The organism is Actinosynnema pretiosum, from assembly GCF_024171695.1.
Lineage (GTDB): Bacteria > Actinomycetota > Actinomycetes > Mycobacteriales > Pseudonocardiaceae > Actinosynnema > Actinosynnema pretiosum.
Genome location: NZ_JAMTCF010000020.1, coordinates 77,469 through 102,614, shown reverse-complemented (window position 1 = coordinate 102,614; position 25,146 = coordinate 77,469). Strand labels below are relative to the sequence as shown.

The 25,146-nt window shown below is 74.8% G+C and carries 18 protein-coding genes; 9 read left to right on the top strand and 9 right to left on the bottom strand.

Going from position 1 to position 25,146, the window contains the following annotated elements; translation table 11 throughout:
• The first annotated feature begins 77 nt into the window (after positions 1 to 77).
• Together LV78_RS32775 and LV78_RS32770 are read left to right on the top strand one after the other, a co-directional pair.
• On the top strand, positions 78 to 647 hold the full coding sequence (locus LV78_RS32775) for a DinB family protein (protein ID WP_253849897.1): 570 nt from the start codon (positions 78 to 80) through the stop codon (positions 645 to 647).
• Positions 644 to 1,105 carry a VOC family protein gene (locus tag LV78_RS32770; protein ID WP_253849896.1) on the top strand — a complete coding sequence of 154 codons (462 nt, stop codon included), beginning with the start codon at positions 644 to 646 and terminating at the stop codon, positions 1,103 to 1,105. Before LV78_RS32775 ends, LV78_RS32770 begins: the two co-directional genes overlap by 4 nt.
• 5 nt (positions 1,106 to 1,110) lie before the next feature.
• Here LV78_RS32770 and LV78_RS32765 read toward each other — a convergent pair whose 3' ends face one another.
• From LV78_RS32765 to LV78_RS32755, 3 genes are all read right to left on the bottom strand, one after another.
• Positions 1,111 to 3,789: an RNA repair domain-containing protein gene (locus tag LV78_RS32765; protein ID WP_253849895.1), complete on the bottom strand. Its 2,679-nt coding sequence runs from the start codon at positions 3,787 to 3,789 to the stop codon at positions 1,111 to 1,113.
• Positions 3,789 to 5,435 (bottom strand): RNA ligase family protein, encoded by a 1,647-nt coding sequence (locus tag LV78_RS32760; RefSeq protein WP_253849894.1) that lies wholly within the window; start codon positions 5,433 to 5,435, stop codon positions 3,789 to 3,791. The genes LV78_RS32765 and LV78_RS32760 overlap by 1 nt, the downstream gene beginning before the upstream one ends.
• Positions 5,436 to 5,515: 80 nt before the next feature.
• On the bottom strand, positions 5,516 to 5,908 hold the full coding sequence (locus LV78_RS32755) for a GNAT family N-acetyltransferase (protein ID WP_253849893.1): 393 nt from the start codon (positions 5,906 to 5,908) through the stop codon (positions 5,516 to 5,518).
• Positions 5,909 to 6,023: 115 nt separating this feature from the next.
• On the opposite strand from LV78_RS32755, the gene LV78_RS32750 reads away from it, so the two are divergent.
• The 3 genes from LV78_RS32750 (at position 6,024) to LV78_RS32740 (ending at position 9,599) form a co-directional block, all read left to right on the top strand.
• The gene (locus LV78_RS32750) at positions 6,024 to 6,437 is read left to right on the top strand and encodes an SSI family serine proteinase inhibitor (RefSeq protein WP_253849892.1); all 414 of its coding nucleotides are present in this window, start codon (positions 6,024 to 6,026) and stop codon (positions 6,435 to 6,437) included.
• 385 nt (positions 6,438 to 6,822) lie between these two features.
• On the top strand, positions 6,823 to 8,580 hold the full coding sequence (locus LV78_RS32745) for a DUF6055 domain-containing protein (RefSeq protein ID WP_253849891.1): 1,758 nt from the start codon (positions 6,823 to 6,825) through the stop codon (positions 8,578 to 8,580).
• 329 nt (positions 8,581 to 8,909) lie between these two features.
• Positions 8,910 to 9,599: a glycoside hydrolase family 12 protein gene (locus LV78_RS32740; RefSeq protein ID WP_253849890.1), complete on the top strand. Its 690-nt coding sequence runs from the start codon at positions 8,910 to 8,912 to the stop codon at positions 9,597 to 9,599.
• Between the two features lie 634 nt (positions 9,600 to 10,233).
• Here LV78_RS32740 and LV78_RS32735 read toward each other — a convergent pair.
• From LV78_RS32735 to LV78_RS32725, 3 genes are all read right to left on the bottom strand, one after another.
• Entirely contained in the window at positions 10,234 to 12,033 is a 1,800-nt protein-coding gene (locus LV78_RS32735) for an ABC transporter ATP-binding protein (RefSeq protein ID WP_253849889.1), read from the bottom strand.
• The gene (locus LV78_RS32730) at positions 12,030 to 14,114 is read right to left on the bottom strand and encodes an ABC transporter transmembrane domain-containing protein (protein WP_253849888.1); all 2,085 of its coding nucleotides are present in this window, start codon (positions 14,112 to 14,114) and stop codon (positions 12,030 to 12,032) included. Before LV78_RS32730 ends, LV78_RS32735 begins: the two co-directional genes overlap by 4 nt.
• Before the next feature lie 256 nt (positions 14,115 to 14,370).
• Positions 14,371 to 15,156 carry an inositol monophosphatase family protein gene (locus LV78_RS32725; protein ID WP_253849887.1) on the bottom strand — a complete coding sequence of 262 codons (786 nt, stop codon included), beginning with the start codon at positions 15,154 to 15,156 and terminating at the stop codon, positions 14,371 to 14,373.
• 439 nt (positions 15,157 to 15,595) lie between these two features.
• Here LV78_RS32725 and LV78_RS41205 point away from each other — a divergent pair, with 439 nt between their 5' ends.
• Both LV78_RS41205 and LV78_RS32715 read left to right on the top strand, forming a co-directional pair.
• Entirely contained in the window at positions 15,596 to 16,051 is a 456-nt protein-coding gene (locus tag LV78_RS41205; RefSeq protein ID WP_301307782.1) for a hypothetical protein, read from the top strand.
• Complete coding sequence (locus LV78_RS32715; protein WP_253849886.1) at positions 16,044 to 16,232, top strand: hypothetical protein; 189 nt, start codon at positions 16,044 to 16,046, stop codon at positions 16,230 to 16,232. Before LV78_RS41205 ends, LV78_RS32715 begins: the two co-directional genes overlap by 8 nt.
• Before the next feature lie 67 nt (positions 16,233 to 16,299).
• On the opposite strand, the gene LV78_RS32710 is transcribed toward LV78_RS32715, so the two are convergent.
• Positions 16,300 to 20,274: a DUF4132 domain-containing protein gene (locus tag LV78_RS32710; protein ID WP_253849885.1), complete on the bottom strand. Its 3,975-nt coding sequence runs from the start codon at positions 20,272 to 20,274 to the stop codon at positions 16,300 to 16,302.
• Between the two features lie 112 nt (positions 20,275 to 20,386).
• Positions 20,387 to 20,944, bottom strand: a complete 558-nt coding sequence (locus LV78_RS32705) for an NAD(P)H-dependent oxidoreductase (protein ID WP_253849884.1) — start codon at positions 20,942 to 20,944, stop codon at positions 20,387 to 20,389.
• A 125-nt stretch (positions 20,945 to 21,069) separates the two neighbouring features.
• Between LV78_RS32705 and LV78_RS32700 the strand changes: the two genes are divergently transcribed.
• Both LV78_RS32700 and LV78_RS32695 read left to right on the top strand, forming a co-directional pair.
• Positions 21,070 to 21,693, top strand: coding sequence for a TetR/AcrR family transcriptional regulator (locus tag LV78_RS32700; protein ID WP_253849883.1), 624 nt, complete (start codon positions 21,070 to 21,072; stop codon positions 21,691 to 21,693).
• A 58-nt stretch (positions 21,694 to 21,751) separates the two neighbouring features.
• Complete coding sequence (locus LV78_RS32695; RefSeq protein ID WP_253849882.1) at positions 21,752 to 22,582, top strand: PhzF family phenazine biosynthesis protein; 831 nt, start codon at positions 21,752 to 21,754, stop codon at positions 22,580 to 22,582.
• A gap of 611 nt (positions 22,583 to 23,193) precedes the next feature.
• On the opposite strand, the gene LV78_RS32690 is transcribed toward LV78_RS32695, so the two are convergent.
• Positions 23,194 to 25,119, bottom strand: coding sequence for a tetratricopeptide repeat protein (locus LV78_RS32690; RefSeq protein WP_253849881.1), 1,926 nt, complete (start codon positions 25,117 to 25,119; stop codon positions 23,194 to 23,196).
• Positions 25,120 to 25,146: the final 27 nt, after the last annotated feature.

Genomic DNA, 25,146 nt, shown 5'->3' with positions numbered 1-25,146 from the left:
GCAAGCTCCCAAAAGGGTGAACTTCTCCAGAGCAACGAGGACAGCACCTGTCCGCGTTCACTGCCAAGGTGTGCGTCATGCCCGAACTCGACTGGAACCTGACCCTGCGCGACCAGTGGGAGTTCCACTGGGAGCACCAGCTCAGGCCCAGGCTCTCCGACCTCACCGACGCCGAGTACTCCTGGTCCCCCACCCCGAACGCCTGGAGCGTGCGCCCGCGCGGCACGTCCTCAGCTCCCCTCCAGGCCGGAACCGGCGACTTCACCATCGACTTCGCGTTCCCCCAGCCCGCCCCACCCCCGTTCACCACCGCCTCCTGGCGACTCGGCCACGTCATCGTCGGCGTCCTCGCCATGCGCAACGCGGTCCACTTCGGCGCACCCCCGGCCTCCTACGAGACCTGGGACTACGCGGGCACCGCAGCCGGCGCCCTGGAACAGCTGGAAACCCAGCTGGAGCGCTGGACGGCAGGCGTGCGCGAGTTGGACGAGACCGCGCTGGCCACCCCCGTCGGCGAAAGAGAGCCAGCGTTCCCGGAGCGCCCCATGGCCGACCTCGTCCTGCACATCCAGCGCGAGCTGATCCACCACCTGTCCGAGGTCTGCCTGCTGCGCGACCTCCACCACCACACCGGGACGCACCGATGAGCCGCGACGTCCAGATCACCTTCGACTGCCGCTCCCCCAGAGCGCTCTCCACGTTCTGGCGCGAGGTCCTCGGCTACGTCCACCCCGGCCCGCCGGGCGTGGACGTGCCGGAGGGCGCCGACCCCCTCCAGGCCTGGGACGAGTTCCTGGCCCGGATCGGCGTCCCGGAGTCCGAGCGCGACACCCGGTCCGCCATCGAGGACCCGGAGGGGCGCGGGCCGAGGCTGTTCTTCCAGCGGGTGCCCGAGGACAAGGTGGTGAAGAACCGGGTGCACCTGGACGTGCGCGTCGCCCCCGAGCTGCGCGGCGCGGAGCGGATGGCCGCGCTGGAGGCCGAGTGCGCGCGGGTCGTGGCGCTGGGCGGGACCCGACTCGGCCGCACCGATCCCGCGCCACCGCTGGAGACCGGGTTCATCGTGGTGGCCGACCCGGAGGGCAACGAGTTCTGCCTGGACTGAGGCGGCTACACCTCCAGCTCACCGCCGTCGTGCCACCGCAGGCTCCCACCGCGCAACCCGACCGCCCACTCCCCCGCGACCCTGGCCAGCTCCACCGCGTCCGGCGGCGTCCGTCCCAGCCCCACGGCGAACCCGCCGCCGACCGGACGCGGCCAGGCGTGGGCGTCGGGTGCGCCCGCCTCGGCCAGCAGGTCCAGCAGCACCCGCACCCGCCCGCGCAACCGCCCGGCGTCGTCGGCGCGCGCGATCGCCCACGCCCGGTGCCTGCGGTGCAGCTCGGGCCGCTCCCGCCTGCTCTCGGGGAACTCCCACGCCCGGTACAGCTCGGCGGTCAGCAGCTCCAGGAAGTCCTCGCCGACCTGCTCGGCGCAGTCGCGCGCCGGGAAACCGGGCGTCAGCACGGTCATCGCCCCGCGCGCGGGTCCGGCGTCACCGTCCAAGGACACCGCGCGCCGCCAGTCCCAGGCCGCCCACGTGCCGAAGAAGTGCGTCAGCGGGTCGTCGTCGGCCTCCCGCGCGCTCACCGCCGCCAGCACCGCCCACGCCACGCCGGGCAGCCCGCCGAACGGCGCCGAGTCCAGTCCCTTCAGCCGCGCCCACGCCTTGACCTCGCGCGCCAGCGCGGTGAAGCGCTCCTCGAACCCGCTCACGGCTGCGCGGATCGCCTCGACGTCGCCGACCGCGCCGAGCGCCACCTCGCCACCGGTCTCGGCGCGCCGCGCCACCGCCTCGCCCACCGGCACCACGCCGCTGCCGACGACCGCGATGTCCACGCCCAGCCCCGGTTCCACGACCGCGCGCACCCCAGGCCCACGCGCCCCGTTGACCACGCGCACGTCCACCGCGCCCGGCGGCGCCCACGGCCCCGGCAGCCGTCCGGGTTCACCGGGGACGACCGCGACCAGGTCGAGGTCGGCGTCGGGCAGCGCGCACCCGGTGGCCCGCGAGCCGACCACGTGCACCTCGCCCACACCCCGCGCCCAGCGCACCACTTCCTCGGCCCGCGCGCCCAGGTCGACCGGCTCGGCGGAGTCCACTTCGGACACCCAGCGCGGCTCACCACCGCCCAGAGGCACGACCGCGCGCACCACCATCGGCCCGGCGCCGCGCCGCGACACCACGGCCAGCTCGCCCACGCGCCCCCGGAACTCGCCGAGCGCCCGCGCGGCGGGCAGCGCGCCCACCGAGCGCCCCAGGGTCAGGTGCGGGGTGAACTCCCTCCTGCCGCCGGGAAAAGCCGCGACCAGCGCGGCGTGCAGCAGGCGCCAGGGCTCCTCGCCGTCGGCGGCGGGGTCGAGCCACACCACGTCCTCGCCGAACGTCCGCACCCCCGCCAACCGCACGTCGAACGGCGGCACGTCCCCGACCGCGCGCGCCAGCAGCGGGACCGCCTCGTCAAAGTCCGCCTCGGGCACGAACCCGAACAGCAGCGTGACGTGCGCGGGCCAGCGCCCCGCGCCCCGGTCGTGCTCAGCGCGCACCGGTCCGACCGCGTCCATGACCTCCTGCGGCGGCAGCCACACCACGGCGGTGCGCACGCTGCTCGTGAACCGGCCTGGCGAAGAACCCCGTCGCGCGCCAAGCCCTCCAGACCGCTCCACCGCACCGGGCACGAGATCGGCCCGCACCCCGTAGTGGTCGGACGCGAACAACCCGGCCGCCGTCGGCACGTCCCCGACCAGCGCGACCGACTCCACGCGGGCCGAACCGCGCAGCAGCACCCGGTCAAGCCGGGAGGACCGCCCCGTCAGCGATCCCAGCGCCGCCAAGGGGTTCGTGGCCGGGTCGAAGGTCGCCCCGGTCCCCGCGGCAGCCTCCACCCACGCGTCACGGGCCCCCAGCGCGGAGGCGGGCAGCGCGCCGCCGTCGTTGAAGTCCCCGACCACCACGACCTCACCGTCCACACCGGACAGCACCTCGGCCGCCTCGGCCAGCTCACCCCGCCGCCGAGCCGCCCCGTTCGCGCTGTGGTCGCTGGTCAAGTGCGTGTTCACCACCACGACCGGCCCGGCCGAGGTCTCCACCGTGATCGCCGCGAGTCCCTTGCGCCGGGAGAACGCGTGCCGCCCGGACTCGCGCACCGGGACCCGGCTCAGCAGCAGCAACCCGGTGTCGCCGATCGCGGCCGAGGTCGGCGAGGTGTCGAAGGCGTAGCGCTCGCGCACCCACGGCGCGGCGGCCAGCATCGCGGCGAGCGCGGGCTCGACCTCCTGCAGCGCGATCACGTCGGCGTCCGCGACCTGGAGCTCGGCCAGCAGCAGCGGGCGCCGCCGGGCGGTGTCCACGAGGTCGGAGTTGTACTTGTCCCACAACGTGTTCCAGGTCAGCACCCGAAGCGAGCCGCCGGGCGCGGCAGTCCCCGGACCGGGCCGCCAGCCGTCGAGGGGGCGCCACGCGTGCGGCGCGCCCGCGTCGAAGAACGGCGGTCGCAGCAACCCCGCCGACCGGACCCGCCCGGCCGCCGACTGCTCGACCCGGTCGACCCCGGAAGCCCGGTCCCACACCACCTCGCCGTCCGCCTCCACGAACAGCACCCGGTGCCACGGCACCTCGGCGGGGTCGAACACGACCATCGGCACCCGCTTGACCCCGGCCCCGCGCTGGGCGACGCCGAAGGTGAACCGGGCCTGGTCGAACCGGGCGTCCCAGCGGACCCGGTGGTAGACCTGCTCGCTGGTGCGCATCAGGGCTCTCCCCCGTCGTCCTCGATCTCGCCGCTCTCCCCCAGGTACCAGGTGCGGTGCGCCTGCCAGGGGTACGGCGGGCTGTAGCGGCGCAGCTGCGCGGCGCGCACGGCGGCGGGCACCGGGTGCGGCCGGGTCGCGTCGCGCGCGTCGAGCACCCGCTCGGGCACGAGCGCGACGACGTGGGTGAGCAGCGCGCCGCGCCTGCGGGCGACGGCGTCCACGGGCGCGCGCAGCTGGTCGGTCAGCGAGGTGGCGTCCCACACCACGTCACCCCCGCGCGCGAGCGCCGCGTCGAGCAATCCCCTCGCCTCGTAGGCGATCGCCTCGTTGGCGGACTGGTCGGACCGGTCCCCGCGCGCCGCGCGCAGCTCGTCGAGCGAGACCTGCTCGCCCCACCCGCGCCCGAACGTCGACTTGCCGCTTCCCGACGGCCCGATCAGGTGCAGCAGCTCGGGGTGCGGTCCGCGCAGCCGCCACGTGGCGGCCACGGCCTCCTCGACGCCCAGCACCCGCCCCTGCTCGATCGACCGGTCGCGGCCGTCGGCCCAGCACAGCGCGGAACCGCTCTCGGCGAGCAGCCCGGCCCGCAGCGCGGCGAACGGGCGCGGCCCCAGCTCGTCGGCGTGCAGCGCGGACCACGCGGTGTTGTCGCGGGCGGGCGCGTCCGGGGCGAGCGCGGCGGACACGGTGTGCAGCACCCCGAGGTCGACGGCGGTGGCCAGCCGCAGCAGCCCGGAGCGGCGCAGCTCGTCGGGGAAGTCGCGGTGCGGCCCCCGGTGCAGCCCGGCGAGGTCGGCGACGCGGCGGGACAGCGGGAGCCCGGTCAGGGCGGCCAGCTCGGCGGCGAGGCGGGCGCGCGGGACGGCGTGCAGCGCGGTGGCCAGCACGGCGGTGAGGCGGCGGTCGCCGAGCGCGTCGGCGGGGTCGAGCCGGGCGAGCGCGTCGGCGTCCACCGGCAGACCGGTGGCGGCGGCGATCGCGCCGGGGTCGGCGGGCGCGCCGGAGCGCAGGTCCCACAGCAGCGCTCGCGGGCTCAACCCGTTGGGCGCCACGGGGGCGTTCATCCAGTGCACGTCGGTCCGCACGTGCGAGGGCCGCACCCACTTGGCGACCCGGTGGGCGAAGTCGGCCCGGTCGAACTCCTCCACCACGCGCACCACGTACCCCTCCTGCACCGAGGTGTCCACGCGCAACCGGCGCAGCAGGCGCTCGCTGAAGTCGCCCCGGTAGAGCACCGGCGGCGTGGGCACGCCGAGGCCGTGCAGGAGCTCGGTGGTCGCGTCCCAGGACAGGCAGCGGTCGCCGTCCCACACCGAGAAGCCGTAGAACCAGCTGTCCAGCGCGTCGTAGGCCAGCGAGTGGCGGGCGTGCACGTTCTCGCCGCAGATCCGCCACCCCGGCGGCAGGTGGGGTCCGACGCGGGCCTGCAACCCCTTGACCCAGGAGCGCGACGGGTGGTGCGCGGAGTCGAGCGAGCGGGCGTGCGAGCCGTCGCGGTAGAGCGTCGTGTTCTCCCCGTCGAGCTTCTCGGTCACCACGACCTCGCGCCCGACCAGTCCCGCGACCCCGCCCGCCCGCACGTCGTCCGAAGTGCTCCCCGGCGACCAGGGCAGGTGCGGGGTGCGGGGGTAGTGCGTCCGCATGTCCCCTCCCACCTGTGCCGATGTCGCACTGTAACCAGGGCGGGGTGGGCGGATCGAGCGGTTTTCCCGCGCGGGTGGGATCAGAGCGGGATCAGGCCCGCCGGGGTCGGCCGGAAGCCGCAGGAGTCGAAGTAGAACGGGGTGAGGTGGTCGTCGAAGTCCACGTGCAGCCACTCGCACCCGGCCGCCCGCGCGCCCTCGACGGCCCGCGCCACCAGGTCCCGCCCGACGCCCGCGCGCCGGTGCGCGGCCGTGACGAGGGTGTCGAGCACGAACGCGTGGACGCCGCCGTCCCAGGCCACGTTCACGAACCCGACCAGCTCCGGCCCGACCCGCGCGCACACCCAGCCCAGGCTGTGCCGGTTCACCTGCCCCCACCAGTCGTCGGCCAGGAGCCGGTGCCCGAAGCCCTCGGCGTGCAGCGCGTTCACCTCGGCGTTGGCGAAGCGGCCCCGCCACTCGTGGTCCACCACCGGGCCAGGCTAGCGCCTTCCCCGGTCTGATGACCCACGTCCGAGTGAGTCCTGACGGCAGTCCCCGTGGGGTGGGGAAGTCTGCGTGCGGAACCACGGAGTGAAAGGGAGACCCATGCGGATGCACGCGAAGGCCACCGGACTGCTCACCGCGCTCGTCGCCGCGGGCGTCGTGCTGGCGCCACCGGCGTCGGCCGCCGAGGCGGCGTGGACCGACGTGGAGCTGATGGTGGTCCACGAGCACGGCGCGGCCGTGAAGGCGCGCTTGACCTGCCCGCCGACGTCGGAGTCGACGCACCCGGACAGCCAGGCCGCCTGCGCGGCGCTGGACGCGGTGGCGGGCGACCTCGACGTGCTGCCGGTCGACACCGAGGCGCAGTGCACCTACGAGTGGATGCCGCTGACGGCGTCCGCCACCGGGGTGATCAACGGGAGGCCCGTGGAGTGGGCGAAGGAGTACCCGAACCAGTGCGTGCTGGACAGGGAGACCGGCGTGGTGTTCGCCGTGGAGGCGCCGCAGCCCGCCTGATCCGCTGACCAGCCCAGACCGCCGACGAGTGCGGTCCCGACACCGGTGGCCGTCCCGCTCGGGGCGGCCACCGGGCTTTTCCGCCCGCCCGGCGGTCGCGGGCGCCGTGCCGCCCCGCGCGGACCAGCGCGGTCGAGCCTCGGCACCCCGAACCTGTCCGGACTCGGACAACCCGCAGACCGTGCGGCCCGCCCACGTTCGGGGCGCGATCGACCACACCCCTAACCCGTTCGACAAACCTTGCCGAAACCGTTTTCGTCCTCCATGCTCTGCACCGCCGGGCGGAGCACCGCCGGGGAGAACCGCCGTCCCCCAGCGCCTCCGCCCGATCGGTCCGACCACTGTGGACGGTCGGATCGCGTCGATCCGAAAGGTGTGCAGGCCAATGATCGGCAGATCAGGACGGCGGCGGCCGGTGCGCGCCTGGGTGACGGCCCTGGTCGTCGGCGTGCTCGCGATGGGGCTCGTGCAGCCCACCGCGGCGAGCGCGGCGGCCAAGACCGTCTACATCCCGGCGCGCTGGACCCAGACCGGCGAGGTGCCCTGGGCGCAGGAGCGGACCCGCGAGTCCGCGAACTTCATCCTGCTGTGGGGCGAGAAGTCCGGCACCAACCCGGTGTCCGCGCCCTCCCCCTACAACTTCGACCCGAACAGCGTCATCACCCAGCTGGAGAACCTCTACAGCTTCTACGTGAACACGATGAAGTTCACGCCGGAGACGGGGTTGCTCGCCCAGCACAAGATCATCGTGATCATCACCCGGACCTGGAACCGGACCGCGCTGGACGCCTGGGCGACCGGCGGGTCCACCGACAACCGGGTCGGCGTGATCAACGTGGCGCCCGGCGCGGCGCTGCCCGGCTCGTGGGGCCTCGCGCACGAGCTGGCGCACGTGTTCCAGAACTACACCTTCCTGGGCCGCTCCGGGGTGGGCTTCACCGCGCCGTACGCGGGCACGTTCTGGGAGACCAGCGCGGAGTTCATGGCCATGCAGGCGCTGCCGACCACGGCCGCGGGCGACCTGACCCGCTGGCTGCGCTCGGAGAACCTGTACTGGAGCTCCAGCCGCCACCACTACGGCAACTGGATGCTGATGCAGTACATCAAGGACCGCGACGGTCTGCCGATGTTCAACCGCATCTGGAACGAGGCCACCAGCTCCGAGCACCCGCTGGACACCTACCGGCGCATCGCCGGGATCACCCAGGCCGAGCTGAACCGGCGGATCGGCGAGTACGCGACCCGCAACGTCACGTGGGACTTCGGCAACCGCTCGACGCTGATGCCCTTCATCGACAACGTGTACGGCTCCGGGTTCCTCAAGGCGTACAACGGCGGTCTGGTCGAGGCGGTGGACGCGGGCGCCGGGCACTTCCGGATGGACACCCGCACCGCGCCGTCCGACTACGGCTTCAACAAGATCAAGATGGTGCCGACCACCAACGGCGGCCTGGTGAAGGTGCGCGTCAAGGGGCACACCGAGACCGGCGCGGCGGGCTGGGCGTTCGGCATGGTGGCGCTGCGCAACGGCGGCAGCCCGCGCTACTCGCCGGTGACCGTGGCCACCGACGGGCAGATCGACTTCCAGCTCCAGTCCGGCGAGAACGAGGTCTACCTGGTCGTCACCGGCACGCCGAACTCGGTGCCGCGCTACGCGTTCCTGGACGGCTACAACGCCGCGAAGCGCTACCCGTACGAGTTCCGGGTGTCCGGCGCGACGCCGTCCGGGTTCGAGCCGAACCACGTCAAGCCCGCGGCGACCGGTGGTGGCCGCTGGCACAGCAACGGCGGCGGTTGGGTCGCGAACACCGCGAACGTGGCCGCGAGCGCGTACGTCGGCCCCAAGGCCGCCGTCATGGGCCGTGCCTCGGTGCAGGGCAACGCGCGCATCGAGGGCCTCGGCTGGGTCAACGGCGGCACGGTCGGCGGCAACGCGGTCGTGCGGGACAACGCGCTGATCCAGGACGGGGCGAACCTGTCGGGCAACGTCGTGGTCGGCGGCGACGCCGAGTTCGCGATCGCCTGCTCGTCCGGCACGTACCTGGCGTTCAACCCCGACCGGGGTTGCGACGGCAGGGCCGGGGAGACCGACGTCAACCCGGCGCACGGCACCTTCCCGACCTCGGACCTGGCGCTGCGCTAGCCGAGGCCAACCTGGTTGGCACGCCTGGGGGATCGCCCCCTAGGCTCTGCGCCGACCGATCACCCGCACCGCCTCCGGGCGGAACGGGTCGGCGGACGCCCGCCGCGCGCGCTCCCCCGCGTGCGGCGGGCCCCGTGGTCCTCCCGGCCGCGCCCGGCCGTTCGGGCGACGACCGGTCGAACGGGGTCGAACGCGGGAGCACCGCGTTCGACCCCGTTCGCGCACAAGGGTTTCCCCCGGTTGACCGGCGGTCCCGAGCGCTGCGAGACTGCTCGCACCGCCGCCCCGACACGGCAGCGCCGTCGCGCACGGCGCCGGGGAAGTGGTTCATGGTGAACAGGATTCGCGCCGCGTTCGCGGTGTTCGCGGTCGTCGCCTCCCTCCTCGCCTCGACCGGTGTGGCGAGCGCGGCGGTCTGGTCGTCGACCGACAAGTGGGGGACCTGGTCCAACGGCGGCTACACCGTCCGCAACGACGTGTGGGGCAGCGGCGTCGGGCCGCAGACCATCTGGGCCAACAGCTACAGCAACTGGGGCGTGTGGGCCGACCACCCGAACACCGGCGGGGTCAAGTCCTACCCGCACTCGGCCAAGGCGATCGGGCGCAAGCTGAGCGCGCTGAGCACGCTCCGCAGCTCGTTCAACGTCACCAGGCCCGGCGGGGGCGCGTACGCCACCGCGTACGACATCTGGGCGGACAACCACGCCTACGAGATCATGATCTGGGCCAACAAGCAGGGCGCGGTCGGGCCGATCGGGTCGAAGCAGACCACGGTCAGCGTCGGCGGGCACACCTGGGACGTGTACCGGGGCTCGAACGGGTCGAACGCGGTGTTCTCGTTCATCCGGACCGCGAACACCAACTCCGGCACGGTGGACGTGCTCGCGGTGCTGCGCTGGATCCGCACCCAGGGGTGGTACGGGGACGTGACGGTGGACGAGGTGCAGTTCGGGTTCGAGATCACCTCGTCGGCGGGCGGGATGGACTTCATGTCGAACAGCTTCTCGGTGACGAGCTGACGGCGGGTCGGGGCCGCGCTCTCCCCCGCGAGCGCGGTCTCGATCTTTCGGGTGAACGTGCGGTGAGCAGGCCACTGTGGTCGTGGTGCGGGGTAACTTCGGTTGCACGGGCGCGTTCAAGGCGCGCCGGTGGTGCTGCGGCCTTGGAGGCCCCGCTGTGGACGTTCGTCCGCACCGGGGTCTACTTCGGATCGCGTGTCGTGAGCGCGGATGAGCGGGTGACGCGGACCGTCGGTGGTCCGCCGGATGAGCGCGCGCTGGATCGGACCGGGTCTGGATGGGCCGGGTCTGGCCGGGGCTGGCCGGGAGGCTGGTTGAGCCGGACCTGGTTGGACCGAGCCTGGCTGGGCTTGGCCGACTCGAACCGGACCTGGCCGTGACGGCCGAACGCCGGTCCCCGTCACGCGTGGGAACCGGCGTTCGAGCGTCGTCGCGCTGGTCGGTCTTCGTGCTGATCGTCGTCGTGCTGGTCAGTCCTCGTTCTGGCCGTGTCGCGCGGGCCCGTGCCTGGCCGGGTCAGCTCTGAACGGCCAGCGCTGGACGGTCAGCGCTGGACGGTCAGCGCTGGGCGGTCAGCGCTGGGCGGTCAGCGTCGGGACAGCTCAGCACTGGGTCGGGTCAGCACCTGGTCGGGTCAACGCTGGGACCAGGCCGCCCACAGCGTCGCGTACCGACCGCCCAGGGCGACCAGCTCGTCGTGCGTGCCCAGCTCGACCACGCGCCCGGCGTCCACGACCGCGATCCGGTCGCACGCCTTCGCCTGGGTGAGCCGGTGCGCCACCACGATCGCGGTGCGACCGCGCACCGCGGCCTCGGCGGCCCGCTCCAGGTCGCGCGCGCCGGAGCTGCCCGCCTCGGCGGTGGCCTCGTCCAGCACGACCACCGGCGGGTCGCGCAGCACGAGCCTGGCCAGCGCCAACTGCTGCACCTGCGAGGCGGTCAGCGGGTGCTCGCCCGCGCCCACCCGCGTGTCCAGGCCCTGCGGCAGGGCCCGCACCCAGGCGTCCGCGCCCACGGCGGCCAGCGCGGCGCGCACCTGCTCGTCGGTGCTGTCCGGCGCGGAGAACAGCACGTCGTCGCGCAGCGGACCAGCGAACACGTGCGTCTCCTGCGACACCACGCCGACCCAGTCGCGCAGGCCGTCCTGGTCCAGCTCGCCCACCGGCACCGGGCCGCCGTCGTCGACCAGGCGCACCTCGCCCTCCGTGGCGGGGAAGACCCCGCCGAGGATCGCCGCGAGCGTCGTCTTGCCCGCGCCGCTGGCCCCGACCACGGCCAGCGACGTGCCAGCCGGGACCTCCAGGTCGACGCCGTGCAGCACCTCGCGGCCGGTGTCGTAGGAGTGCCGGACGCCGTGCGCGGTCAGGGCGACCGGGCCGCGCGGGGACCTCGGCGCGCGCTCGGGCTCCTGCGGCGCGAGCAGCACGCCGACGACCCTGGCCAGCGCGGAACCGGCGCGCTGCATGTCGTCGAACGACATCAGCAGCATCCCCAGCGGCCCGAACAGGCGGTGGAACAGCAGGGCGGCGGCCGTGACCGCGCCCACCGTGACCTCGCCCGAGGTCACCAGCAGGTAGCCGGTCAGCAGCAGCGCGGACAGCCCGACCGCCTCGGCCGCGTTCATCGACATGCTGAAGCGCAGCACCGTCTTGAGCGCGCGCAGCGCCGTGCTCACGTTGCGCTCGGAGGCCACCTCGACCCGCTTGGCCTGCAACTCCTGCATGTCGTAGGCGCGCACGGTGGGCAGGCCGTGCAGCGACTCCAGCAGCACCCGGCCGCGCTCGGCGGCGTCCCGGCGCTCGGCCGCGTACAGCGGACCGGCCTTGGGCAGGTAGGAGCGCAGCGCCAGCGCGTACACCGGGAACACCGCGCAGAACGCGAGCGCGAGCCGGTAGTCCAGCGAGGCGAAGCCGAACGCGGACACCACGACCGTGACGACGGCGCTGAACACCGACGACACCAGCGGGACGGCCGCGACGAAGTGCTCGACGTCCTCGGTGACGCGGGAGGCGACGTCGCCGACGCCCACCCGCTCCAGCACCTTCGGCTCCACGGCCAGCGCGCGCGCCAGGACGCGCTCGCGCAGGTCGGCGGAGACCCTGGCGCCCAGGCGCTCCATCGCGCGCAGGGCGAGCGCGGTGAACACCGCGCCGAACAGCACGGCGGCGGCGGTGACGGCGAGCAGCGCGAGCAGCTCGCCGGTGGTCGCGCCCTCGCGGACCACGTCGACCAGGCTGCCCAGCAGCAGCGGTCCGGCGACCACGCCCGCGCTGGCGAGCAGGGTCAGCAGCAGCACGACCAGCGCCTCGGAGCGGTGGGCGCGCACGGCCCGCCACAGCTCGGCGGCCGACTGGCGGCCGGTGGCGACGGGCAGGGTGGGGTGGGTCACGGGCTCGCCCGTCCGCTCGGCGGTGGTCTTCTCGGCGGTGGTCATCGCAGCACCACCTCGGCGTACGCGGGGATCGCGGACAGGTCGGCGTGGGTGCCCTCGGCGTGCGCGGCGCCCGCGTGCGAGACGCCCTCGGTCGCCTCGACCTCGGCGGCCACGAAAACCACGCGGTCGCAGCGGGAGAGCAGCGGCGGGGACGTGGTCACCACGACGGTGCCCGCGCCCGTGCCGTGCCGCAGCTCGTGCACGCCCCTGGCGACGCGGTGCTCGGTGACCGCGTCGACGGCGGTGAGCGGGTCGCGCAGCACCAGCAGCGGTGGCCGCGCGGCGAGCGCCCTGGCCAGCGCGAGGCGCTGGCGCTGCCCGCCGGACAGGTTCGCACCGTGGTCGTGCAGGTCGCCGTCGACCAGCGACTCGACGACGTCCTCGGCCGAGGCGGCCGCCAGCGCGCGGTCGACGGTGGCCTGGTCGGTGGCGCGCCCGGTGTCCAGGGCGGCGGTGAGGCTGCCGCCGAGCAGGTGGGCGGCGTGCGGTTCGACGTGCAGGTGGCGGCGGCGCACGTGCATGTCCACGTCGGCGAGCGGCACGTCACCGAGCCACGCGCCGGGACCGGACCCGTTCAGCAGCGCGGTGAGCCGGTCGGCGACGGCCGGGTCGGCGACCACCAGTCCCAGCACCTCGCCCGGCTTGAGGGTGAACTCGACACCGGCCGAGCGCACGGTCAGCGGACCGGGGTCAGGGTCGGCGGCGCGCTCCTCGGCGCGGGCGGGGGTGAGCAGCGCGGCGACGCGGTCGGCGCTGGCGCGGGACACGGCGATCTGCTTGACGCAGTCGGCGATGTAGCGGACCGGGTCGGCGACGAAGGAGGCCATCGCGACGACGGTCACCAGCTCGCCGACGCTGATCCGCCCGGACAGCGCCATCAGACCGGCGGCGGCGGTGGTGCCGACCAGCAGCAGTCCGGTGGCGATCTGGCCGACGCCCACCAGCGCGGACGAGGCGGTGGCCGCGTCGACGGCGGTGCCGAGCGAGCGGCGGCTGGCGAGCCGGTAGCGGCGGACCGCCTCGGGCACGCCGCCGAAGCCGCGCAGCGGGCGCAGGGCGTGCACCAGCTCGGCCGCGACGGCGGCGGCGAGCCCACCGGCCTCCTGCCGCGCCTGGACCCTGTTCTCCAGCCACGGCCCGAGCCGGTCGACGCCCAGGACCAGCAGCGGCAGCACCACGACGACGCCGAGCCCGAGCAGCAGGTCGACGCCGAGCAGCACCACCACGGACACCGTCAGGCCGGCCGAGGCGGACACCAGCAGGGCGCGCACGCGCAGCGACTCGGCGGTGGCGCGGGCGTCGGAGGTGAGGATGTTCGTCAGCTCACCGGCCCGCCGGTCCTGCCCGACGGACGGGTCGGTGAGCACCCGCCCGATCCCGCGCACCCGCAACCGGTGCGCCTCGGTCAGGATCGTCCGGTCGAGCACCCAGAACGACAGGCCTCCACCGGAGGAGAGCACCGCGAACAGCAGCAGCACCCCGACGACCGCGACCGCGATCGCGGCGGGCGACCCGCTGGACACGGCCCGGTCGACGGCGAGGCCGATGGCGACCGGGACCAGCGCTTCGCAGGTCTGGTGCACGACGGACAGCGCGCAGCCGAGCGCGGTGGACCGGGCGTTGCGCCGGAAGACGTCGCGCAGCAGCGCGCGGCCGGGTGCTTCGGCGCCCGACTTCCGGTCGCCGCCCGGCTGGGCGCCGGTCGACCGGTCGTCGGCGAGCTGGGCGCCGGTCGACTCGACGACGCTCGACTCGCCCCTGCTCGACTGCTCGTCGCTGGACGGGGCGCCGCTCAGGCGGTTCTCGCTCGGGCGGTCGCCACTCGGACGGTCCTCGCCCAAGCGGTCCTCACTCAAGCGGTTCTCGCTCGGACGGTCCTCGCCCAGGCGGACGCCGCTCAGGCGGTCCTCGCCGGGCTCGTCACCACTCGGGCGGTCGTCGCGGGGCGAGCCCGCACCCGACCGGTCGTCGCTCGGGGTTCCTGCTCCGGGGGTTCCCGCTCCGGGGGGACGTCCGCCGCCGGGCGCGGCTCCCGCCTCGGTCGCGGGCAGCGGCGCCGCGGCGCTCTGCTCAGGGGACATGGGTAAACCTCGTGGTCACCCGCTAAGCCAACACCACCCACGGGGGCCGACGACAACTCGCCGCCCGCCGTGGTGACCGGGGTCGCGGGTGCTGCCCGGAGGTGGCGCTCCGGGCGGTGCTCAGGGGGTGCTGCTTCTCAGGGGTGTTCCGGGGTGGCGCTCGGGAACGCGGTCGGGCGGTGACGCCCAGGATCCGCTGAGCACGACAGTAGTGCGCGGCGCGCGGGCGACCGGACTCCGGGTCCGATGTGGGCGCTCAGGCCCCCGCCTCCCGCAGCACCCCGAGGACGGCGTCGCGCAGGCCGGGGCACACCGCGACCGTCGACGGCGAGGTGACGGTGTGGTCGGCGCCACCGGCGTCCAGCACCAGGCCGCCCGCCTCGCGCACCAGCAGCACGCCCGCCGCCGTGTCCCAGGGCAGGTTGGAGAGCATGACCGCGGCGTCGAGCCTGCCGTCCGCGACCCAGGCCAGGTCGATCGCGGCGCTGCCGACCATGCGGACGCGCTGGGCACGGGCACCGAAGCGCTCCAGCAGCGCGAGCCGCACCCGGTTGCCCGCGCCGACGTCCTCGCCCACCGCGAAGTCGCCGAGCGACACCACGGCCTGCGGCAGTTCGGTGGTGGCGGAGGCGCGCAGCGCGGTGTCCCCGACGAACGCCCCGCCGCCGCGCACCGCGTGGTAGCCCAGGTCCAGGAACGGCAGGTCGATCACGCCGAGCACGCTCGTGGGTCCTTCCACGAGACCGAGCGAGATGCCGCACAGGGGGATGCCGCGCGCGAAGTTCGAGGTGCCGTCGACCGGGTCGAGCACCCACCAGGGCGCGTCGTCGGGCCCGCTGCGACCGCGCTCCTCGCCGACGAAGGCCAGGTGCGGCGTCTCGCGGGCGAGGAACTCGCGGACCGCGTCCTCCACCGCGAGGTCGACGTCGGTGACGACGTCGCGGGCCACCTTCTCGCGCACGCCCGTCGGCGCGCTGGAGACGACGGTGCGGCGGGCGATGGCGACGGCCTCGCGGGCGACGGGCAGCAGTTCGGCGGTCATCGTGCGGCGGCGCTCCCCGGTGCGGACGGCTGAGTGATCGCCCCGACGGTAACCCGGCGCGGCGCCCCGGACACCTTGTCGATCATCACTCCCCCACCGGACCGCTGCGGTACCCCCGAAGCGACCGCGCACCACCGCCCAAGGCCGCGCGCAGCACCGTTCCCGCTCCCGCGCACCGCCTTCTTGCGGCGCAGTCCGGTGTTTTCACGCCGATTCCCACCCGCTCCACGCGGAATCCGCTGCACAATTCCCCCGCTTTCCGTAGAAATAGGGGTTACCGCCCGAGGGGGAAACGAACTGGAAACAGGAAACCCTCCCCCAGTCTGCCGGAAACCTTGACGGACCGGGGCGCTGATCTGGCAGGCTCGCCCTGCCGCCCCTGGAAGGCGGCGATTTCCCGGAAACCCGATCTTCCGCGCAGACGCGAGGTGTGCCAGTCGTGCAGAAAATCATCTTCTCCCACCGCCCGGCCGATCAGAAGTTCGGCACCGACCTCTTGCGGGACACGCTCTCCGAGCGCTTCGGCGGCGCCGCCGAGTTCATCTCCGCCCCGGAGGGCGCACCCCGCTCCGAGGTCGACGCGGCGTCGGCGGTCCTGGTGGTGATCGGCAGGCACTGGCTGGACGACGCCCCGGAGGGCGGCCTGCTCCTGGAGAGCCCGGTGGACCCGGTGCGCGCGACCCTCCTGGCCGCCAGGGACCTGGGCAAGCGCATCGTGCCGGTCCGCCTGGCGGTCCCCCCGGTCCCGGTCGAGCTGCTCCCCGAGCCGCTGAAGTTCCTGGCGTCCGCACCGGACGTGGAGGTGAAGTCGAGGCAGGCCCCGATGGACGTCGAGGAACTGGCCTACCTGCTGGGCGCGGACGACCCGGACCCGGAGGAGGGCACGGGTGACTGACCCCACGACCGACGACCTGACCGCGCCGGGTGACGGACCGGGGACCGACGCGCGCCCGGGGTCACCGGGCTGCGCGGCGCACGCCCGCAAGCGCGCCCGCGCCACCACCCGCCCGGTCGACCAGGGCCGAGCCACCCGCCCCACGACCACGACCCGCCCGCACGGAAGACCGCGCTACTGACCCGCCGGAGCCCGGCACGGCTCCAGCGGTTCGACGGCCCCCCGACCAGGCGCGCCCGCTCCCACCGTCACGCCCGCAGCGCCTCCAGGTCCGCGATCAGCTCCGACAGCACCACCGGGTCCAGCGTGGACAGGGACGGGGTCTCCTTGCCCCGCGGGTTCCAGTAGTAGCTCGCCGGGCGCTCCAGGGTCAGCGCGGCCAGGCGCTGCTTCTCCGAGACCATCGACACCGCCCCCACGTACAGACCGGGGTCCAGGTCCAGCACCAGCACCTGGGTCGGGCTCAGCCGCTTGACCATCCACGGCTCCACACCGCCGTCCTGCGGTTCGGCGCGCTCCCAGCCCCGGCGCACCAGCGACAGCAGCCTGCCCGACTCGACCTCGCCCTCCAGCAGCGCCTTCACCGCCGCGTCCGCGTCCTCCGGGGCGTGCACCGGTCTGCCCAGCTGCGGGAACGGCTGGAGCAGCTCGTAGTCCGCGAACACCTCCGCCCACGCGTCCAGCTCCCCGGCCAGCAGCAGCGGGTGCGCGATGCGGACCTCGGCGTCCTCGGGCAGCGGCGCCGGGTCGTCCGCCGAGTCGGCCAGGCTGCCGTCCTCGGCGAGGCGGAAGCTCAGCGCCCGCCCCGCCCCGTCCTCGCCGGGTCGTTCGGCCAGCCACACCAGGCGGCGGACCACGTGGCGCAGCAGCGGGTGCCCGGCCAGCAGGGTGGTGAACTCCGCCGCCGTCCAGCGCTTGCCCACCACCATCGCGTTCTCCAGCCGGACGATCTGGTCGGCCGCCGAGGTGCGCACGTCCTTCTTCAGCGCCGCGAACCTGCGGTGCGCCGCCGGGGCCAGCTCGGGGTCGTCCTTCGCGCCCGGCTTGGGAAGCTCCTTGCGGCGGTTGCCGTCCCCGTCGAGCACGTACGGCTTCAGGTGCTCGTCGAACCCGACCGTGAACCGGCGCGGCCCGTAGTCCAGGACCAGCGTGCCGCTCGCGTCCAGCCCGAAGTCCGGCACGAGCCGGTCGGCCAGCTGGTCGGCGCTGAGCTCCCGGTCGACGGCGATCTGCTCCAGCTTCTCCCGCGCGCTCGCCTTGAGCCCCTTGAACTTCACCTTGCGCGAGATCGCGTCCAGGTGCATGAGCGCCACGTCGCTGCCGATCTGGGCGAGCACGTCGAGCCCGGTCACCGCGCGCCGGTGCCCGCCCTCGCCCGGCCACACCCGGATCAGCGGGGACAGCAGGCGCACGGTCTCGTCGTCGCCGACCACGCCCTGGGCGGTGAGCACCCAGGCCTGCTCGGACGGCATCCCGCCCAGCCGCCACCGGCCCAGCAGCGCCCGCCCGAACCCGGCCAGCGACTCCGGGTCGCACAGCTCGCGCACGACCAGCGCGCCCGCGTACCTGCTGTCGGCGCGGTCGATCGCCAGGCTCAGCAGCAGGTTCGGCATCGCCGACAGCGGCACGGCGGCACGGCGACCGCGCAGCAGCACCTGGGGCAGCACGGCCGGGTCGACGCCCTCCAGCGACGGGAGCTTCGTGGGCACGACGTCGACCGGGTCGACCTCCAGCAGGCTCCGCACGGCCCGGTGCGCCTTGTCGCCGTGCTCGGCCGCGACGGCGAGCACGGCCTCGGCGCCCACCCGGTCCGCGACCAGGCGCAGCGCGGCCTCGGCCGAGGCGCGCACCCGACCGGTCGGGCCGACGGCGGCGGCCACCAGCGGGCGCGCGCCGTCCACCCCGTGCCGTTCGAACCAGGCGACGGCCCGAGGCCGGTGCAGCCGCTTGCCCAGCGACTCGGCCATCAGCGCCGCCACCCACCGCGAGCGCAGCGGCAGCAGGATCTCGGTCGCGACGGACGGGTACACGTGGAGCTCCGGCAGCACCTCCAGCAGGTCGGTCCCGAACCGGGCGACCAGCGCGCGGCCGGTCTCCGCGTTGTAGATCCCGTACGGCCCGAGCTGGCGCAGCAGGTGCCTGACCTGGTCCACCGGCCCGCGCAGCAGGGCGGACTCGCGCTCCAGGTAGTTGCCCTCGTCGGTGAGGACCGCGTCGCGCACCTGCTCCCAGGGCAGGAAGTAGTCGGGGATGCCCGCCAGCCACTCGTCGCGCTCGCCGGGCAGCCACTTCTCGGCGGCGTCGCCGAGCGGTTCCAGGCCGCGCACCACGGCGGGTGGCGCGGTGGTGGTGGCGCGCTCCCACGGGGCGTCCACGAGCGGGCGGGGCAGGTCGGCGGGGTCGGCCTCGGGGACGCGGTCCGCGAAGCCCTCGGCGACGCCGTCGACCAGCGCCCTGGCCTCGGGCGCGAGCGGGACGGCGGCGACGGTGGCCGGGCAGGCCAGCAGGTGCGCCTCCAGCAGGTCCCAGACCGGGGTCCGGGCGGGGGCGGCCCCACGGGTCCTGGCCAGCACGGCGTCGGTGAGCACCCGCGTGGCCCGACCGGGCTGGCGGCGCAGCGCGGTGAGCAGCTGGCCCGAGGTGGCGCGGTCGGGGGCGAGGTCGACCAGGAAGCGCAGCGCCTCGTCGGTGGGGGTCGCGGCGATGTGCTGGGCGAGCGCGGCGCGCAGGGACGGGGTGGCGTCGTCGGCGCGGAACCAGTCGAGGAGCGCGGGCAGGGCGTCGGCGCCGAGGGTGGTGACCAGGGTGGGGAGGGTGCGGTTCCAGTTGTCGACGTCCCACAGCGGCACGGTCGGCTTGACCAGGTCGAGCTGCTCGGGGGTGCTGATGGCGGTGAGCACGACGTGGGCGCGCTGCTCCTCGTCGTGCGCGGCCCGGACGTCCTGGCACATCAGCTCGACCAGGTCGGCCTCGGTCGGCAGGAGGACGGCGGCGATCGCGCGGGCCGAGCGGCGGTCCAGGTACGCGCCGACCCGGTCCAGGGCCTCCGCGTACTCGACGTCGGTCGCGGTGGCGAGGGCGGCGCGGACCCGTCCGACCAGCTCGATGCCGTACCAGGCGCGGCTGATCGCCTTGCGCGTGGACTGGTGGCTGATCCCGTCGCCGATGACGGTGGTGGCGCTGGCCAGGACCGCCTCGGTGGCGAACACGACGCCGTGCTCGGCGAGCCAGGCGTCGGCGTGCGCGTTGAGCTTGTCCAGCTCGTAGGAGGAGGTGTGCCGCGCGAGCACGTTGTGCAGCACGCCCGCGCCGACCGGGTTGGCGTGGCCGTCGAGGTGGGCGGTCAGGGCGTCGACGAGGTCGGCGTCGCTCTTGAGGCGGGCCTTCCAGGACCGCTGCCGCACCTGCTCGTCGTGCTTCTCGGCGAGCGCGCGCATCTCGGCGGCGGCTCCGGGCGCGAGCTTGCGCTTGGAGTGCCCGTCGCCCCTGCGGTGCAGGGCGAGGCGGTGCGGGCGCGCGTCGTCGGGCCAGCGGTCCTCGGCGACCGGGTCCCACGCGGGCTCCGCGCCGGGCTCGGTCCTGGGTGGAGGCGTGGCGGGGGCGAAGTGGTCGAGCCCTCCTGGCACGATCCGGCCCGCCGGGGAGGGCGCCTCGCCGCCGTCCCGCTCGGTCGCCTCGAACGCGGCGACCTGCGCGGAAGCGAGGTGGCCGACCCCGCCGGGCGCGGTCCGGCCTTCCGGGACCGCCACGACCGAGGGCGCGAGGTGGGTGCCCCCTCCGGACGGCGTTGCCGCCGGGGCGAAGTGGTCCAGCCCTCCGGGCACGGTCGAGGCCGGTTCCGACGGGGCGGCGATGGCGCCGGGGGCCGATGCACCCGGCCCCGCACCACCACCCACCCCGTCCGGTCGGTCCGGGGGGACGTCGCGCGCGACGTCCGTGGTGGCCCCGGACCGGGGTGAGCCAGCGCCCCTCCCCGAAGTGGCGTCGGCCTGGTCCCGAAGTGGCGCGGGAGCGGTGTGCGCGCCGTCGGAGTACCCCTTGGCGCGCTTCTCGGCGACCAGCTTGGCCAAGTGCTCCCGCGCCGACGACTCGGACGCGAACTCCTTGGTCCTCGACTGACCCGAGGTCCCGATGCGGCCCCACCGCACCGTCACCGACAGCCCGTCGCGCGCGCCCTCCCAGAACTTGCGCGACGTGCCGCCGACGTACTCCAACCGCTCCACAGCCAGCCCTCCCCACACCGGATTCCAGGTTGGGGCGAACGCTAGCGGCGACCACCGACAAAAACCGGTGGGCGCGGGTGGCCCGGTCCCGCCGGAAGCGGGACCGGGGGTCTCACGCGGCGGTCTTGAGCTGCGCGGACAGCTTGTCGAGCAGGTCGGTGACCAGGGTGACGACCTCGGCGTCGTCGGCCGGGTGGGTGTCGGCGAAGCGGGTGACCGAGCCGGGGATGGCCAGCTTCAGGTCCTCCAGCACGGCGCCACCGGCGATGCCCGCGGCCTTGCGGGCCTCGTCGTGCGCCCACACGCCGCCGTACTGGCCGAACGCGGTGCCGACGACCACGACGGGCTTGCCAGTCATCGAGCCCGCGCCGTACGGGCGGGACAGCCAGTCGATGACGTTCTTGAGCACGGCGGGCATGGTGCCGTTGTACTCGGGCGTGAACAGCAGGAACGCCTCGGCCGACGCGGCGGCCTCGCGCAGCTTCGCGACGGTGGCGGGGAGGTTCTCGGGGTTGTCGATGTCCTCGTTGTAGAAGGGGACGTCGGCGATGCCCTCGTAGAGGTCGATGTCGAGGCCCTCGGGGGAGAGCTTGACGGCGGTCTCGGCGAGCTGGCGGTTGTGCGAGGCCGCGCGGAGGCTGCCGACGAACGCGAGGACGCGTGCAGACATCTGGGTTCTCCCGGTGGTACAACGTGGATTCCAACCGGACCACGGTCCGGTTGACGGTGCTTGAACGTTCTATCACTTATCCGGACCGCAGTCCACTTCTGCCGCGATGGCGTTACCCTGCCCACATGAGCACCCCTACCGGACCGGTGCGCATCGACGTGGAGCCGGTGACCGGAGAACCACGACTGCGCGCCGACGCCGCGCGCAACCGGGCGCGCCTGCTGGAGGCCGCCGCACTGCTGGTGGACGAGCACGGCGCGGCCAACCTGACGATGGACGCGGTGGCCAGCGCCGCCTGCGTCGGCAAGGGCACGGTGTTCCGGCGCTTCGGCGACCGCACCGGCCTGCTGCTGGCCCTGCTGGACCGCAGCGAGGAGCGGCTCCAGGCGGGCTACCTGACCGGACCGCCCCCGCTCGGGCCCGGCGCGGGCGCGGCCGAGCGGCTGCACGCGTTCGGGCCCGCCGTGCTGCGGCACGAGCACGGCGACCGGGACCTGTACCTGGCAGCCGAGACCGACCCCGACCGGCGCTACGCGGTGCCCGGCCAGCGGTTGCGGCAGACCCACCTGGTGCTGCTGCTGCGGGAGGCGGGCGCGGGCGGTGACCTGACGCTGCACGCCGTCACGCTCATGGGGTACCTGGAGATCGGGCTGGTGAACCACCTGCGGACCACTCGCGGCATGAGCCAGAAGCGGCTCGAAGCGGGGTGGCACGATCTCGTGGACCGGCTGCTCGGCACGATCAGGTGAAAGTTCCGCGCTCGGCGGGGCGGAGGGCGCATCGTCGGTCGGAGGCGAGGAGGTCGCGGTGAGCAGGTGGTTCAGCCAGGTGGACGTGTTCGCGGGCACCTCCCTGCGCGGCAACCCGGTGGCCGTGGTCGGCGACGCCGACGACCTGCCGGACGCGGCGCTGGCCCGCTTCGCGCGCTGGACGAACCTGTCCGAGACGGTCTTCCTGCTGCCCCCGACCGGCCCTGCGGACTACCGGGTGCGGATCTTCACGCCGTCGGGTGAACTCCCGTTCGCCGGGCACCCTACGCTGGGCGCGTGCCACGCCTGGGCCGAGCGGTCCGGCGTGGACAAGGCGGTGTTCACCCAGGAGTGCGAGGCAGGACTGGTCAGGGTGCGGCGGACCGAGGGCGGGTTGGCCTTCGCCGCTCCCCCGCTGACCCGGTCCGGACCGGTCGACGCGGACCTGCGCGCGCACCTGGCCGAGGTGCTGGACGTGCCGGTGGTCGACGCCGCGCACGTGGACAACGGCCCCGGTTGGCTCGCGGTGCTGGCGCCGGACGCGGGTTCGGTGCTGGGCGCGCGCGTCCCGACCGCGCGCGAGCTGGCGGACGCACCGGCGCTCGGCCTGGTCGGTCCGCACCCGCCGGGCTCGCCGCACCTGGTGGAGGTGCGGGCGCTGTTCGTGGAGGGCGACCGGGTGACCGAGGACCCGGTGACCGGCAGCCTGAACGCCGGGGTGGCCCGCTGGCTGGTGGACACCGGCCGCGCGCCCGACCGGTACGCCGCGCACCAGGGGACGGTGGTCGGGGCGGACGGGCACGTGCTGGTGGAGCGGGACGCCGACGACGACCTGTGGATCGGCGGCGCGACGACCACCGTGGTCACCGGCCGCGTGACGCTCGACTAGACCACCCGGAAGTGTGACGGCGATTCGACGCCGATCCCGCCCGGACGTCCTTCCGCTCAGGAACAATGGACAGCGCGAGGCGATCGCGGCCCGCTTGCGCCTGACCGAGCCGACCCGGAACCGGATGCCGGGACGCTCCTCGCTGCCCTCGATCCTCCGCGAGCCGCACGCACCCGCCCCGGCACGATCCCCGTCGTGCGCCCGGTGCTGCTGCTCGACGTGGCAGGCGACGCTGAACTGGCGTGGGCGACCACTTGAGAGCACCGGGCGAACACGTTGGTCGGTCCGGCGACCGGGCTGCCGGACCTGCGGGTGGTCGAGCACGGGAGCACCTGACTGAGGTGCGCCACCACCCGTGGTGAACCGCAGGCACGTGGTCGTCCGCGCTCAGGCCCGACGTCGGTCAGCACTGCACCGGTCGGCACCGGCACCGGGCAGGACCGCTCAGCACACGCCGCTCAGCCGTCGCACAGGTCAGCGCCGCACCATCTCAGCGCTGCACCGCCCTCCCGGACGGGCGCCTCACCGTGCCCGTTCACCGTGCCCGTTCACCGTGCCCGTTCACCGTGCCCGTTCACCGTGCCCGCTCGCCGAGCCGCGCTCGTCGGTGCTCAGCCAGCGCCGGTCAGCGCGTCCGCGAGCAGTCCTCGGGACACGACGGCGTGGGCGTGGTTGCCCACCTCCTCGTGCACGTCCACCGCGACGCGGTGGCAGATCGCGGCGAACCCCGGCCGTCCCAGGGCGGTCATGGCCCGTCCCATCGCGTCGATCGCCTGCGCCTGCCCGTACCGGTCCCCGGCGGACCGGAACAGCCGCAGCGCGCGCCCGTGCAGCACCACCCCGAGGTGTGGCGCGCCGAGCGCGGTGTGGATCCGCCCCAGCAGGTTCGTCGTGCTCGCCCGGCCGACCAGGTCGTCGCGCTCGGCGTACCCCTCCAACGCGGCCCGCGCGTCCCGCAGCGCTTCCCCGGCCCGTCCCGCGCGCAGCAGGCTCCCGGCCCGACCGCTGAGGCAGTTCACCCGGCCGTTGGCGTCACCGGCGCGCTCGCAGTTGGCCAGCGCCCGCGTGAAGCAGGGCACCGCCTCCTCGGACCGCCCGGCCTCGTCGTAGGCACGCGCGAGCGCCCGCAGCGTCCGGTTCTCCGCGCCGACGTCCCCCAGCTCCTCGGTGGCGCGCAGCGCGACGACGTGGCTGTCGATCCAGTCCTGCCAACGCCCGCGCAGCTGGAACGCGTTGACCGCCGCCCAGGGAATCCGCCAGGCGTGCCCCAGCAGCCCGTGGTCGAAGGCGAGCTGTGCCGACGCGACGAGCGCGGGCAGCTCGGCGACCAGCCAGTCGACCGCGGCTCGGCGGTCCGGGACGTGGGCGAGCGGGGCCTGCGGCGGCGGGCCGAGCGCGATCGGGGTCCGGTGGGCGTTCACCAGGCGGTCGGCGTGGAAGGCGGAGTGCAGCAGGTGGTCCAGCAGCGCCTCGACGGCCCGCTCGCGGGTCGCGGCGTCCTCCTCCTCGGCCACCCGGTCGCGGGCGAACACGCGCAGCAGGTCGTGGAAGCGGTAGCGGGCGCCGTCGGCCTCCAGGAGGTGGTGGGACAGCAGTTCGCGCAGCGCGGCCTCGGCGCCGGTCGCGCTCGTGCCGCACAGCGCCGCCGCCGCGCGGGAGTCGAAGGTGTCACCGGGGTGCAGCGCGAGCAGGCGCAGCGCGCGGGCCGCCGGGGCGGAGAGCAGCCGGTAGGAGGCGTTGACCACGGCCTGCCAGTCGGCGGTGGCGCTGTCCAGCGCGAGCGAGCCCAGCAGCGCCCCGTCCTCGGCCAGTCCCAGGGCGAAGGCCGCGCGGTCGACGCCGGGATGCTGGGCGACCGAGGCCGCGACGATCGACAGCGCCAGTGGCAGGTCCGCGCACCTGCGGGCCAGTTCCGCCACGGCCGGGTCGTCGGCCGCGTCGGCGCCGAGGTGGCGGGCGAGCAGGCCCAGCGACTCCGCCCGGCTCAGCGGGGCGAGCCGCAGGCCCTCCACGCCGTAGCCCGCGCGCAGGGCGGTCAGGCTCCGGCGCGAGGTGACCACCGTGAACGGCCTGCCCCTGGGCAGCAGGGGCTCGACCTGGGCGCTGTCGCGGGCGTTGTCCAGCACGAGCAGCAGGGCGAGGTCGTGGACCAGGTCGCGGAACAGCGCCATCCGGTCCTCGGGGTCGGCCGGGATCTCGGCGACGGGGACGCGCAGCGCGGACAGCAGCGAGTGCGTCGCCTGCTCGGCGGTGACGGGCGCGCGGCCGGGCGTGAAGCCGTGGAGGTTGAGGTGGATCTGCCCGTCGGGGAACAGGTCGTCGGAGACCGCGTGCGCCCACGTGGTGACCAGGGTGGACTTGCCGACGCCTGGCAGGCCCTCGACCACGCACGCGCCGCCCGCGCCCGCGAGCGCTGTCAGCCGGGCCACCTCGGCGTCGCGACCGACGAAGTGCCGGGTGGTCGCGGGCAACCGGCGGGGCGGCCGGTGCTCCCGCCCGTGCCCGCCCGCGTTGCCCCGGCTGTCGTGCTGCTCCACCCGTCGTCCCTTCGTCGGCCTCGCCCC